Origin of the sequence: Pseudomonas sp. CFBP 13710, from assembly GCF_014842235.1 — a bacterium.
Classification (GTDB): Bacteria; Pseudomonadota; Gammaproteobacteria; order Pseudomonadales; family Pseudomonadaceae; genus Aquipseudomonas; species Aquipseudomonas baltica.
In genome coordinates, this window is record NZ_JACYVJ010000002.1 from 374384 (window position 1) to 386813 (window position 12430).

At 58.9% G+C, this 12430-nt stretch carries 12 protein-coding genes; 5 read left to right on the top strand and 7 right to left on the bottom strand.

Annotated elements, in window-relative coordinates:
- Positions 1–46 precede the first annotated feature (46 nt).
- The 5 genes from IFT44_RS06315 (at position 47) to pdxJ (ending at position 3602) form a co-directional block, all read left to right on the top strand.
- Positions 47–424 (top strand): DUF4845 domain-containing protein, encoded by a 378-nt coding sequence (locus IFT44_RS06315; protein WP_122479722.1) that lies wholly within the window; start codon positions 47–49, stop codon positions 422–424.
- On the top strand, positions 421–1110 hold the full coding sequence (gene rnc, locus IFT44_RS06320) for a ribonuclease III (protein ID WP_122479360.1): 690 nt from the start codon (positions 421–423) through the stop codon (positions 1108–1110). The genes IFT44_RS06315 and rnc overlap by 4 nt, the downstream gene beginning before the upstream one ends.
- On the top strand, positions 1103–2005 hold the full coding sequence (gene era, locus IFT44_RS06325) for a GTPase Era (protein WP_192175603.1): 903 nt from the start codon (positions 1103–1105) through the stop codon (positions 2003–2005). The genes rnc and era overlap by 8 nt, the downstream gene beginning before the upstream one ends.
- Before the next feature lie 125 nt (positions 2006–2130).
- A complete protein-coding gene (gene recO, locus IFT44_RS06330) occupies positions 2131–2817 on the top strand; it encodes a DNA repair protein RecO (RefSeq protein ID WP_192057612.1) in 687 nt (228 codons plus the stop codon).
- Between the two features lie 41 nt (positions 2818–2858).
- On the top strand, positions 2859–3602 hold the full coding sequence (gene pdxJ / locus IFT44_RS06335) for a pyridoxine 5'-phosphate synthase (RefSeq protein WP_192053694.1): 744 nt from the start codon (positions 2859–2861) through the stop codon (positions 3600–3602).
- On the opposite strand, the gene IFT44_RS06340 is transcribed toward pdxJ, so the two are convergent.
- From IFT44_RS06340 to IFT44_RS06370, 7 genes are all read right to left on the bottom strand, one after another.
- A complete protein-coding gene (locus tag IFT44_RS06340) occupies positions 3599–4786 on the bottom strand; it encodes a M20 aminoacylase family protein (protein ID WP_122479356.1) in 1188 nt (395 codons plus the stop codon). The genes pdxJ and IFT44_RS06340 overlap by 4 nt on opposite strands.
- A gap of 35 nt (positions 4787–4821) precedes the next feature.
- Entirely contained in the window at positions 4822–6123 is a 1302-nt protein-coding gene (locus tag IFT44_RS06345) for an MFS transporter (RefSeq protein WP_192103939.1), read from the bottom strand.
- Between the two features lie 381 nt (positions 6124–6504).
- Entirely contained in the window at positions 6505–7407 is a 903-nt protein-coding gene (locus IFT44_RS06350) for a LysR family transcriptional regulator (protein ID WP_122479354.1), read from the bottom strand.
- Between the two features lie 54 nt (positions 7408–7461).
- Positions 7462–8289, bottom strand: a complete 828-nt coding sequence (nadE, locus tag IFT44_RS06355; protein ID WP_192175604.1) for an ammonia-dependent NAD(+) synthetase — start codon at positions 8287–8289, stop codon at positions 7462–7464.
- A 50-nt stretch (positions 8290–8339) separates the two neighbouring features.
- Positions 8340–8681 carry a CopM family metallochaperone gene (gene copM, locus IFT44_RS06360; protein WP_122479352.1) on the bottom strand — a complete coding sequence of 114 codons (342 nt, stop codon included), beginning with the start codon at positions 8679–8681 and terminating at the stop codon, positions 8340–8342.
- 405 nt (positions 8682–9086) lie between these two features.
- On the bottom strand, positions 9087–10748 hold the full coding sequence (locus tag IFT44_RS06365; protein ID WP_244652103.1) for an ATP-binding protein: 1662 nt from the start codon (positions 10746–10748) through the stop codon (positions 9087–9089).
- Between the two features lie 68 nt (positions 10749–10816).
- The gene (locus IFT44_RS06370) at positions 10817–11971 is read right to left on the bottom strand and encodes an SIR2 family protein (protein ID WP_244652104.1); all 1155 of its coding nucleotides are present in this window, start codon (positions 11969–11971) and stop codon (positions 10817–10819) included.
- Between the last annotated feature and the right edge of the window lie 459 nt (positions 11972–12430).

Sequence of the window (12430 nt, forward strand, 5' to 3'; positions counted from 1 at the left end):
CGGCGCCGTCCACGGACGGCGCCGAATGTTTTCAGAGGTGTCCAGCATGAACGCAGTGAAGTCCCAGCAAGGCATGTCCATCGTTGGCTGGTTGCTCACCCTGGCGGTGATCGCGTTCGTGGCCAGTACGGCTTTCAAGCTGGTGCCGCACTACATGGACTACCGGACGCTGACCCAGGCCATCGAGTCGGCGGGTGCCGACAAGTCCACCCGGGTCGATACGGTGGGTGAATTCTATGGCCACGTCAGCCGGGCCATGCAGGTCAACAATATTCAGGATCTGGATTTGAACAAGGTTTTAAGCATCACCGAGGCGGGTAACACGTTCAAGGCCCACCTCAAGTACGAAAAGCGTGAGCCACTGATCCAGAATCTGGATGTGGTGGTGAAGTTCGATCGTGAGTTCAGCGTGGTCAAGCCGTGACCGCTTCCCTGGGCCGCCTCGAACGCCAGCTGGGCTACACTTTCAAGGACCAGGACCTGATGGTGCTGGCACTGACCCATCGCAGCTTCGCCGGGCGCAACAACGAGCGCCTCGAGTTTCTCGGCGATGCCATCCTCAATTTCGTCGCTGGCGAAGCGCTTTTCGAGCGCTTTCCGCAAGCCCGCGAAGGCCAGCTTTCGCGCCTGCGCGCGCGTCTGGTCAAGGGTGAAACCTTGGCCATACTGGCCCGCGGCTTCGATCTGGGCGATTACCTGCGCCTGGGCTCGGGCGAATTGAAGAGTGGTGGCTTTCGCCGCGAATCGATCCTGGCCGATGCCCTCGAAGCACTGATCGGGGCCATCTACCTGGACACCGGTATGGATGCAGCGCGTGATCGCGTGCTGGCCTGGCTGGAAGGGCAGTTCGAAGGACTGACGCTGGTCGACACCAACAAAGATCCCAAGACCCGCCTGCAGGAGTTCCTGCAGTCGCGCGGTGCTGAACTGCCGCGCTATGAAGTGGTGGATATCCAGGGCGACCCGCACTGCCGACAGTTCTTCGTCGAGTGTGAAGTCGTCCTTCTGAATGAGAAAAGCCGGGGCCAGGGCGTCAGCCGTCGCATCGCCGAACAGGTGGCCGCCGCGTCTGCCCTGATCGCCCTGGGCGTGGAGAATGGCAATGACTGATGCACCCGTTACCCGTTGTGGCTATGTAGCCATCGTCGGCCGTCCGAATGTCGGCAAGTCGACGTTGCTCAACCACATTCTGGGGCAGAAGCTGGCGATCACGTCGCGCAAGCCGCAGACCACCCGCCACAACATGCTGGGCATCAAGACCGAGGGCGAGATCCAGGCCGTCTATGTCGACACCCCGGGCATGCACAAGGGCAATGAAAAGGCCCTGAACCGCTACATGAACAAGACCGCCTCGGCAGCGTTGAAAGACGTCGACGTGGTGATCTTCGTGGTCGACCGCACCAAGTGGACGGACGAAGACCAACTGGTTCTGGAGCGGGTGCAGTACGTGCAGGGGCCGGTGATCCTGGCGATCAACAAGACCGATCGCATCGAGGACAAGGCTGAGCTGATGCCGCACCTGGCCTGGCTGCAGGAACAGCTGCCGAACGCCGAGATCGTGCCGATTTCCGCGCAGCACGGGCATAACCTCGAAGCGCTGGAAAAAGTGATTGCCGGGCATCTGCCGGAGAACGGGCATTTCTTCCCGGAAGACCAGATCACCGACCGCAGCAGCCGGTTTCTCGCTGCCGAACTGGTGCGCGAGAAGATCATGCGCCAGCTGGGCGCCGAGCTGCCGTACCAGATCACCGTCGAGATCGAGGAATTCAAGCAGCAGGGCAAGACGCTGCACATCCATGCCTTGATCCTCGTCGAGCGTGATGGTCAGAAGAAAATCATCATTGGTGACAAGGGCGAGCGTATCAAGCGCATCGGCATGGAAGCGCGCAAGGACATGGAGGTGCTGTTCGACTCCAAGGTCATGCTCAATCTGTGGGTGAAGGTGAAGGGCGGTTGGTCCGACGACGAGCGAGCGCTGCGTTCGCTGGGCTACAACGACCAGTAATTTCACATCGCGGACGACACCCTGTAGCAGCGGCGCAAGCCGCGTCACAGGGTGCAGCAGATCTTCTGTTCGTTCGCGCGGGTTCGTGACGCGGCTTGCGCCGCTGCTACAGGTTTGCGTAAGTCATGTCCAATGCCCCGACGCCACAACCTGCCTACGTCCTGCACTCGCGCGCCTATCGCGAAACCAGTGCTCTCGTCGATTTCCTCACCCCCCAGGGCCGCCTGCGCGCTGTGCTGCGCAATGCGCGCGGCAAGGCGGGCACCCTGGCGCGTCCGTTCGTACCGCTCGAGGTCGAGTTTCGCGGCAAGGGCGAACTCAAGAACGTTTCGCGTATGGAGTCCGCCGGGGTGGCGGTGTGGATGCTCGGCGACGCGCTGTTCAGCGGCCTGTATCTGAACGAGCTGCTCATTCGCCTGTTGCCCAGTGAAGACCCCCACCCCCAGCTGTTCGAGCATTATGCCGCCACCCTTCAGGCACTTGGCGCAGGGCGTGCGCTGGAACCTTTGCTGCGCTCTTTCGAGTGGCGCCTGTTGGACCAGCTCGGTTATGGCTTCGCCTTGGACATCGACGTCAACGGTGAACCTGTAGCGACCGACGGCTTGTACCGCTTGCTGGTGGATGCTGGCCTGGAACGGGTCGAGCTGTTGCAGCCAGGGTTGTTCCAGGGCGCCGAGTTGCTGGCCATGGCCCAGGCCAGCTGGGAAACGCCAGGTGCGCTGGCCGCGGCCAAGCGCCTCATGCGCCAGGCCCTGGCGGTGCACCTGGGCGGTCGGCCGCTGGTCAGTCGCGAGCTGTTTCGCAAGCCCTGACCAACACGTATGCTGTGGCTTGGATTTTTCGGAGAGTTCTCGTGAATACCTGTAACCGCATTCTGCTGGGCGTCAACATCGACCACGTGGCGACGCTGCGCCAGGCCCGTGGCACGCGCTACCCCGATCCGGTCAAGGCCGCGCTCGACGCCGAGGAAGCCGGAGCCGATGGCATCACCGTGCATCTGCGTGAAGACCGTCGGCACATCCAGCCGCGCGATGTGCTGCTGCTCAAGGACGTGTTGCAGACGCGAATGAATTTCGAAATGGGCGTTACCGAGGCCATGCTGACCTTTGCCGAGCAGATTCGCCCGGCTCATGTCTGCCTGGTGCCTGAAACCCGCGAAGAACTGACCACCGAGGGCGGCCTGGACGTCGCCGGTCAGGAGGCCAAGATCAAGGCCGCCGTCGAGCGTCTGGGCAAGCTGGGGTGCGAGGTGTCGCTGTTCATCGATGCCGACGAGCGCCAGATCGAAGCCTCGAAGCGGGTGGGTGCGCCGGCTATCGAACTGCACACCGGCCGCTATGCCGACGCCCAGACCCCGACCGATGTCGCCGATGAGCTGCAACGAATCGTCGACGGCGTGGGTTTCGGTCTGGGCCACGGGCTGATCGTCAACGCCGGCCATGGTCTGCACTATCACAACGTCGAGCCGGTGGCCGCGATTCGCGGGGTCAACGAGCTGAACATCGGTCATGCGCTGGTGGCCCATGCGTTGTTCGTGGGCTTCAAGGCCGCGGTGGCCGAGATGAAGGCGTTGATTCAGGCGGCAAGCAAGCGCTAGTCGCCCAGTGGTTGCAGATAGTCTTCCACCAGCCGCGCCCAGCACGCGGCGCCCAAGGGAATCACGGCGTCGTTGAAGTCATAGTGGTCGTTGTGCACCGAGCAGCCATTGAACGACCCGGTGCCGTTCCCCAGGACGAAATAGCAGCCTGGACGCTCGTTCAGCATCCAGGCAAAGTCCTCGCTGCCCATCAAGCGTACCGGCATCTGCTGCAATACATTGTCCGCACCCAACACCGCGCAGGCAGCGGCATGCATACGTGCGGTTTCTTCGGGCGCATTGACCAGCACGGGTGCCAGCAACCGGTATTCGATGGCTGCGGTGACGCCGAAGCTGGCTGCCTGCCCCTGCACGATTTCGCGGATCCGTTGCTCCACCTTTTCGCGTACGGCAGGCGTTGCGGTACGCACACCGAGCATCAGGGTGGCGCTCTCTGGAATGATGTTGTAGACGGTACCGGCGCGGACCTTGCCCACACTCACCACCGCAGCGTCGCTGGTCGAGAGGTTGCGCGAAACCACCGTTTGCAACGCAGTGATGATGCCTGCCAGGGCTGGTATAGGATCAATGGCGCGTTCCGGCATGGCGCCATGGCCACCTCGGCCTGTCAGGGTAATCTGCACTTCTTCCGAAGACGCCATGAAGGCGCCGGACTGAACCACGGCCACCCCGACCGGCAAGCCGGGCATGTTGTGGAAGGCATAGACCGCGTCGCAGGGAAACCTGGCGAACAGGTCGGCTTGCAGCATCGAGCGCGCCCCCGTCAAACCTTCCTCGTCCGGCTGGAAAATCAAATTCAAGGTGCCGTCGAATCGAGCGTCTGCCGCCAGATGCTCCGCCGCCGCCAACAAGGTTGCAGTATGCCCATCGTGGCCACAGGCATGCATGCAGCCTGGACGCTCGCTTGCCCAGGGCAGCCCGTTGCGCTCCAGGATGGGCAATGCATCCATGTCCGCTCGGATGCCCAGCGTACGTGTGGATTGCCCGCGCCTGAGTACGCCCACAACGCCTTTGCCCACGTCGGCATGGACTTCATAACCCCATGCAGCGAGCCGTTCGGCCACGATTGCCGCGGTGCGACAGGTGTCGATCCCCAGTTCGGGGTGGCGGTGAATGTCTTGGCGCAGTGTCGCAAATCGTGTTGCAGTGCTGAGCAGGTGCGGGTGAACCATGGGCTCGCTCATGGGCATCTTCCTCTGTGTTGCAGTGTATTGAACGATCAGTCGCGGCCGGGATGCTCTGGCAGCAGGCGCAGGGCACACAGACTGAGCGCCACGGTGGCCACCAGGTACAGCGCCGGGGTCAATGGGTTGCCGGTGACGTTGATCAGCCATGTCACCAGCAGCGGTGAGAATCCACCGAACAGCGTCACACTGACGCTGTAGATTATCGACATGCCGGTCACCCGTTGTTCCCGGGGGAATGCTTCGAGCAGCATGGCCATGCTCGGCGCCAGTCCGATCGCCATCGGTAGAATCAGCAGGATGATGGCCACGATGCACAGCAGAACGTTCTCGTGGCTCAAGAGCATGAATGCCGGGTAGACCGTCAGCAGCGCCAGCCCGGTAACCCCATAGAGCAACGGCTTGCGGCGAATGAAACCGTCCGCATAACGGCCGGCGATGGGCGTAATGACGACGAGCAGGGCGCTGGCCAGGCCGACCAGGGCAAACCCCAGGCTCTGCGGGCGGCCAAGTGTCTGGGTCAGGTAGGTGGGCATGTAATAGACCACCATGTACATGGTCACGGTGGTTGCCGACATCCAGGCGATGCCCAGCACCAGGGTGCGGCTTTGCGTCTTGAGCAACTGTCCCAGCGAGGGTGCAGTGGCGGTGGCCGTGTGCGTTTCATCCAGATGCTGGCGGATGAACCAGCCGACCGGGCCGATCAGCAGGCCGATCACGAATGGCACCCGCCATCCCCACTCCAGCAACGATGCCTCGCTGAGACTGCTGGTCAGCAGCAAGCCCGTGCCCGCACCCAGCAATGCGGCAGCGCCTTGACTGGCGCCCTGCCAGCTGACCACGAAGCAACGGTTGTCGGTGCGTCCCGACTCCATCATGAACGCCGACGCGCAACCCACTTCGCCACCGACCGAAAGCCCCTGCAGCAGCCGGGCGATCACCAGCAGGACACTGGCACTGATGCCGATACTGGCGTAGGTGGGTGTGAAGGCGATGATTCCGGTACCCACCGTCATCAGGGCAATGGTCAGCGACAGTGCAGCCTTGCGCCCTCGGCGGTCGGCGACTCGACCGATGAGCAACGCACCCAAGGGCCGCATGACGAAGCCGACGGCAAATGTCGCCAGAGACATGAGCAGCGAGGCCATGGGCGAGGACCCGGGAAAGAACAACTGACCGATGATGACTGCGAAAAAGCTGTACACGGTGAAGTCGTAGATCTCCAGGCCGTTGCCCAGGGAAGAAGCGATGATGACCCGACGCATCTTGTTGGGCTGCGGTGCGGGCGGTGCATCGGCGACAGGAAGAGGTGAATCGCTGGCAAGAGTGCTTTTCATAGGTAAGGCCTGTACCCGGAATCGTGGTGCGGGCCAGTGTCGGGGATGGGTTCGGTCACTGCACATCACATTTAATCAAGGGCTTATGGCTTGGTTTCGATTCAGGCGATGACTGATACCGGATGGCGCTGCTGGGGGGAATGAGCGACCCAAAACCATCCAGACGAGTAGCGGAAAATGGGAAGGTTGGTAACCGTGGGAGGCGTTGCCTCTGAGCTGAAGCCGTTTCATTCACTGACCGTAGGCTCTAGCCTGGGGATTCGGCAAAGTTGAGGGTCTGAAATTACGGTCCGTGCAAGGGCTTGAGTATTGCTCAACTCGAAATGTCTGAATCCGCTGTTTTGAAGGGTTCGCCGTCAGGGTATTGGTCCAAGTGGCCGTTTACGCAAAGCTGGCCTGCAGTTGACCGAACAACAGGCTCGCGGTCCGGGTCAGGTAGGCCTGGTTCACGCACACCACATTGACCGAAAAATCGGGAACCGCCTCTTGCAACCCAAGCGTATGCAGGTAGTTGGCCATATCGGTCATGCCCGCCCAGCAGGGCCCGAGGGCACTCTCACTGACCACCATCACGGCATCGCTCTCGATCAGCATCTTCAGCGCCAGATTCATTGCGGTGCATTCGAACACCTTGGACGGGCGGCCAAGCGCGCTGCCGGCGAACAGTTGATTGAACTGGGATTGGCTGTCTGCAACAGGATCGACGCTGATCCACTGGGCGTGCTGCAGTAACCGCAGCGATCTCACGTGGCGCAGCGGATGATCCTTGCGCACCGCCACGCTGCCGGGAATGCGGCACAGCGGCTGCCAGTCCAGCCCTACGGCATGGCTTGGCACTTGCGACGTCAGGGCAAAGTCCAGCAGGCCATCGCGCAGATGCTGCAGCAACTGGGCAGGGCGCATCTCCAGTACCTTCAGCGCGGCGTTTGGGTAGGTCTGCTGGAAACGCAGAAGGGTCTGTTGCAGTGGCGGCAGCAGCGCGGTGACGGGCGTCACTCCCAGGGTGACCTCGCTCACGGTCAGCCCCTTCATGTCTTCGATTTCCTGACGCGCTCGCCGCACGCTTTCCAGCGCCTGGCGAGCGTGGGTCAGCATGCGCTGGCCATGCTCGGTCAGGCTCATGCCTTTGTTGGAACGAACCAGAAGGGTAACCCCCAGTTCGTTTTCCAGTTCCTTCATCGCCCGGCTCAATGCCGACTGCGTGAGGTGCAGCACGTGCGAGGCGTCTTGCAGGCTCCCGGTTTCATGAATACAGACAAGTGCGCGCAGTTGATGCAATTTCATTGTGGGTTGATCTCCCTGACCTGTTCAGATGATCAACCGCACATCGAAGGGAAATCAAGGCGAAAACGGCAACACACGTTTGTGATGCGTCTGGTCGTACGCCTTCACGATAATCCCATAGGCTTCGTCGCCCACCGGCTCACCGTGGAGGAACGCGTCGATCTGCTGGTAGCTCACGCCATGGGCGTCTTCGTCCGGCTTGCCGGGTCGCAGTTCTTCGAGGTCGGCCGTTGGCACTTTCATCACCAGATTGTCTGGTGCCCCCAGCCGGCGGGCGATGGCACGAACCTGGTTTTTCACCAGCCCGCTGAGCGGCGCCAGGTCGCACGCCCCATCACCGAACTTGGTGAAGAACCCCATGACGGCTTCGGCGGCATGGTCCGTGCCGATCACCAGGCCATTGTTGGCATTGGCGATGGTGTACTGCGCGACCATGCGGACCCGTGCCTTGACGTTGCCCATGACGAAATCGCGACGGGCATCGCTCAGACCGTGCAGTTGTGCTGTCTGCTGGGCAAGGCCTTGCACGGCATCGGCGATGTTCACCGTTTCTTCGACATCCGCCTTGATGAAGCGCAACGAGGCGGCAGCGTCGTCCTCGTCGTGCTGGACGTTGTAGGGCAGGCGCACTGCGATGAATCGGTAGTCAGGGTCGCCGCTGCTCTTGCGCAGTTCCTCGATGGCCACCTGTGCCAGGCGCCCGGCCGTGAGCGAGTCGACGCCGCCGCTGATGCCCAGTACCAGAACCTTCAAGCCGGCCGTGGTCAGACACTGCTTGATGAACGCCTTGCGGCGTTCCATTTCCTGGTCGATGGCGTGGTCATCGGCGAACGGCGGGATCACGGCCAGGGCGGCTGCGATTTCGCTTTGGCGGTTGCTCATGGGCGGACTCCTTGAAGTGGGGGGCGAGCGCGATAGGGCGAAAGCTTACATCACTTCTGATGCTTCTTGACCCACGTCTCCATCTGATCGATTTCCGCCTGCTGGGCTTTGATGATGTCCTCGGCCAGCTTGCGCATCTCAGCGTCCTTGCCGTATTTCAACTCGATCCTGGCCATGTCCAGTGCGGCCTTGTGGTGGGCCAGCATGCCTTTGGCGAAAGCAACGTCGGCGTCGGTTTCCATGCCGCCTTCGTGCATGGATTTCTGCATGGTCTCCATGCTCATCATGTACTCGTGCTGCATTGGGGTCATGTCGCTGTTGCTGTGCGACATTTCGGCGGCAAAGGCTGGGGCGGCCATACAGGCCAGGAGCAGGGCAGCGGTGGTTTTCATGGTAGTGACCAATCCGAGAGTGGGTTCGAGGGGTTGACGGGTAACCGTGGGGAAGGTTCCACGTGCGGTGTTTCGGGATGTGCGAGAACAGCGTCCGCGCGCCGAGCACAAAAAAGCCCGCTTCACGTTACCGTGAGGCGGGCTTCAGGGTCTAGCCGCCGCTTACTGGCATAATACTTATAGGAATCTACGTATACATTCGTCTTGCCCAACGCTGGCGGGGGTTTGACCAAATAATTTTTCAGAATTTTTTGCGAAAACGTATACATTTGGTGTTTTCAGCTTCATTTTGAAGGTCAAAGTATACGTTTTTACAGTCCAGATTTTAACCCCCCAATTTTCTGATGTCGGACGTCCCTGACCAATCTACGAGCAGGCCACGCTTCAATCCGGCTAAGCTAGCGCCTATCGACCAGGATCGCGATTCCACCATAATTCTTGGAAGCTCGGCCCGTCCGATTTTGGAGGCTGGGTGGGACGTCCGATCTGAATAGTTACAGGGATTGGAAAATCTACACCTACCAATGCCACCTCACCTTGTTTCAGATTGGGCAAGAACGCCGCAGCGGAACGATCCAGCTCTCCACACGCACGCTCGACCACTTCTCGGTCACGGTCATTTGTAAGGCGATGCACGAGCAACGTGCCCATCTGACTCAGCACTCCCTCTGTGATGTCTCGCGGTCGCTGAGTCACCAGGCAGATGTTAAGCCCGTATTTTCGTCCCTCTTTCGCGATGAGTTCGAACGCATCCAAGTTCTGAACGTCGTCTTCATTCCCTAATGTTTTTCCTAGGAAATTGTGAGCTTCGTCCAAGATGACGATTAGCGGGCGCTGCCTGAAAGACTCGTTGCGTGCTCGAAGCAATAACAGTCTGCCGATAGCGTTGGCGATGACTTCTCTCGCGTTGAACTCATAGCCAACTGAGCTGAGGCATATTCTGAATAGCCGCTTTTCACCGGTAATAAATTCATCCAGATGTTCAACTAAACTCGGTAGGCCCTGAGCTGGGCTAAATACGCTGCTCAACGAAGGGGAGTCCATTACGCTCATGATACGTGTCATAAGAGAGGAGCAATAAGATAGCTCGCTACTCGCAGCGCCCCATCTAGTCATATCGTTGTTATGGCCGGTCGGGTAGCAGCATTCCTCGACAATTTGCCGAACCAACATGCCCGGATCGAAGGGTAGATTTGGATTACCTACCCTGTTGGCGTTGTCGTCCCTGTTCATCGCTCGACGGAAATCAGCTTTGAGTTGACTTACTTTCGGGACATACCCTCCTGGGAAGATATCTGGAGCCAACGCTGCCAGTCTCAGGCTCTTGATGGCTTCTCTGAGTTTCGGGCCTTGGGTTTTACCAGATGGCTGAAAGAGTGCAATGAAATCAGTCTCATTGAAGCAGGTGGGTGGAATGCCTACCTCAAGTGAGCCTGTCGTGCGATGCAGCGGGTTTCCAAGATGTTGATGTGTTGAGTCCTCCCCCTCAAGCGACCGGTACTCCCCGGTAGCGTCCACAAGCACGATCTTGCAGGCATATCGACGACACTCCTCAATAAGCTTTGAAGTCGTCCAGCTTTTCCCTCCCCCAGTTGAGCCCAAGATCGCGCAATGCCGACCAAAGAGTTTTTCTGGCGTTACAGCAATCGCGAAACCGCCGTCCCCAGAAACATGTCCGAGGTTAAGCGTTACGCGGGGAGACTCTCCATTTATTCCGCTCGAAATCAATGTTGGGATTTTGGAGATAAACGAGCCCGGTGCTGAGTAAACCCGGTCTCCCAATCGTGGGTAGGAGCTGACGCCTGCAGTGACTTTCAAGGTGTGAGGGTGAACAGACCCCAGCAGGCGGATAAAGCCGATCGCGTCAATAGCATGCGTGCCAGCAAAATCTTGGGAAATCTCGGTACGCTCGCGATCAGGTAGGTTCACCTCGGTGATGCGTCCTAAGAGCACTGCCTGCTGACCCTCGATCAGAACCAGTTCCCCCACCTCACCCTTGCCATAGCGATTTTGACCGAGATATCGACCGCTGTTCTCTCCAGCATGTGCCAAGTTGATTTTGATCAACTGCGCAGCCACGCTGGTGACCACCCCGATTTTAAGCGTGCTAAGGAGTATTCCTTCTGGGGACATGATTACCTACCGATCCGTTTGACTGCGTTCGCCAAATTCTCAGCTGGCGAAGCCGTGCGTAGGTGGGGGATATGCGCGGCCAGATCGCTGAATGAACCACTAACAAAATGGACGTCGAAACCACGCTGAGCGAGATCGCGGAATTTTCCCCAGTAGGCGCTCGATCCATTATCCCCACGATTGTGGACATGGCTGATGCCACTGTAGTCGCAAAGAATCAGCTTCAGGCTAGGGTTGGATTGCAAGGCTGAATAGATCGGTTCGGAAAGGTGGTCATCGTTAAACCCGAATCCTGACACAACCAGACAGCTGTTTGGTTGACGTAAAAACTCCAGAAATCTTGAAAGCAGCTCCAAGTGGGGTTGAAGAAACGCTTGCTGGTATTTTCCTTTTGCGGGATATATCAGGCATGCGTTTTCCGGCGTCGGTCGGCTGTCCTCATAGATTTCATGACCATCACGGCTCCAGCTGACTGATCCGTGTAGCTTCAGCAGTTGAAAAATGCCTTCGGCAAACTCGTGGCTGTCTGCCTCCCGGCGCACGATGTCGTACGTGAAATGTTTGCCGTCAAACCGGCGTCTGCGGGTGTAGGAAAATCCGTCAATAATGACCATGCCCAGTTCCGACGCTGCCGTTTCAAAACACATGTCATAGTTTGTCGTAAACACCTTCAGGCGCGGGTCACGAACCCTTCTCCTAGCCAGCTTCTGGAGGAGTTCACGATATGCCGATATGTCTGAAGTGGGCAGAGTAATGAACGTTGAGCAAGCGTGTAGGATTTGCTCCTTCACGCGTGCGACAAACTCTTCGACGACTTGGTCGTCATTGAACGCCAGGTAGGCGTCGCACTGTGATAAGAAATGCTCAATGTTCGGATTATCGCGCCCGGCGTAACGGACACGCTCAGTAACCTGCTGGCCGGCAGCTGTCAGCGCATGGGTCTGCGGGTCACACATCGAGTCTTGCCATAGCTTCCACATGCTAGGCCCGCCTGGGTTACCTAGAGATGTACCGCTTCCAGCAAAAAAACCTAAGTTAGGTACCTGAAGAGCAGACGAAAACATCTCGCTAAGCCTATTCCTGTTCGAGCTGATCACATTTTCATCATCAGGCTCGACGCCCTTCAGGACTTGATAAGCCTCAGCTGTCAGCGGCATCCACTCACTAGCACCTGGTGGAAGGTATGCCTGCTGCCCTTGGTACGTGGGTGGGAGAGGAATTACAGGCAGTCGTGGTGGAGGGACAAATGGAGGTGCATCGACTGGCATAGAACACGTTCCTGTGTTGTGAAATAAAAGCCATACAGCCCCGGCCTTTCAACCGTTCCCAAGCTGCCTGCTTGATATCTGCTTGGCATCATATCGCAAGCGGACTTAGCGACGTATGGCAGATCGCCTACACCGGAGCCGAGTCAGATGGGGAGTCCATGGGGAATCAACTAGGCCCCAAATCGTCGATCACATGCAAGCTGGCGAGTGCTGATCTCGCGCTATCGCTGCCTTTGAAGTGAACCTCAACCTCCGATACCTGGATCATCAAGTCCGGTCGCTAGTCATTTGTGCAAGAGAACTGAATGTGTTTATATCTGTATATTCGGTTATCCACATATCTAGGTC

Bases quoted from the DNA above. Each gene is read 5' to 3' on its own strand.
- IFT44_RS06315 (WP_122479722.1), top strand. From the start codon at position 47: ATGAACGCAGTGAAGTCCCAGCAAGGCATGTCCATCGTTGGCTGGTTG.
- era (WP_192175603.1), top strand. From the start codon at position 1,103: ATGACTGATGCACCCGTTACCCGTTGTGGCTATGTAGCCATCGTCGGC.
- recO (WP_192057612.1), top strand. From the start codon at position 2,131: ATGTCCAATGCCCCGACGCCACAACCTGCCTACGTCCTGCACTCGCGC.
- IFT44_RS06340 (WP_122479356.1), bottom strand. From the start codon at position 4,786: ATGAGCGAGCCCATGGTTCACCCGCACCTGCTCAGCACTGCAACACGA.
- IFT44_RS06345 (WP_192103939.1), bottom strand. From the start codon at position 6,123: ATGAAAAGCACTCTTGCCAGCGATTCACCTCTTCCTGTCGCCGATGCA.
- IFT44_RS06350 (WP_122479354.1), bottom strand. From the start codon at position 7,407: ATGAAATTGCATCAACTGCGCGCACTTGTCTGTATTCATGAAACCGGG.
- nadE (WP_192175604.1), bottom strand. From the start codon at position 8,289: ATGAGCAACCGCCAAAGCGAAATCGCAGCCGCCCTGGCCGTGATCCCG.
- copM (WP_122479352.1), bottom strand. From the start codon at position 8,681: ATGAAAACCACCGCTGCCCTGCTCCTGGCCTGTATGGCCGCCCCAGCC.
- IFT44_RS06370 (WP_244652104.1), bottom strand. From the start codon at position 11,971: ATGCCGCTGACAGCTGAGGCTTATCAAGTCCTGAAGGGCGTCGAGCCT.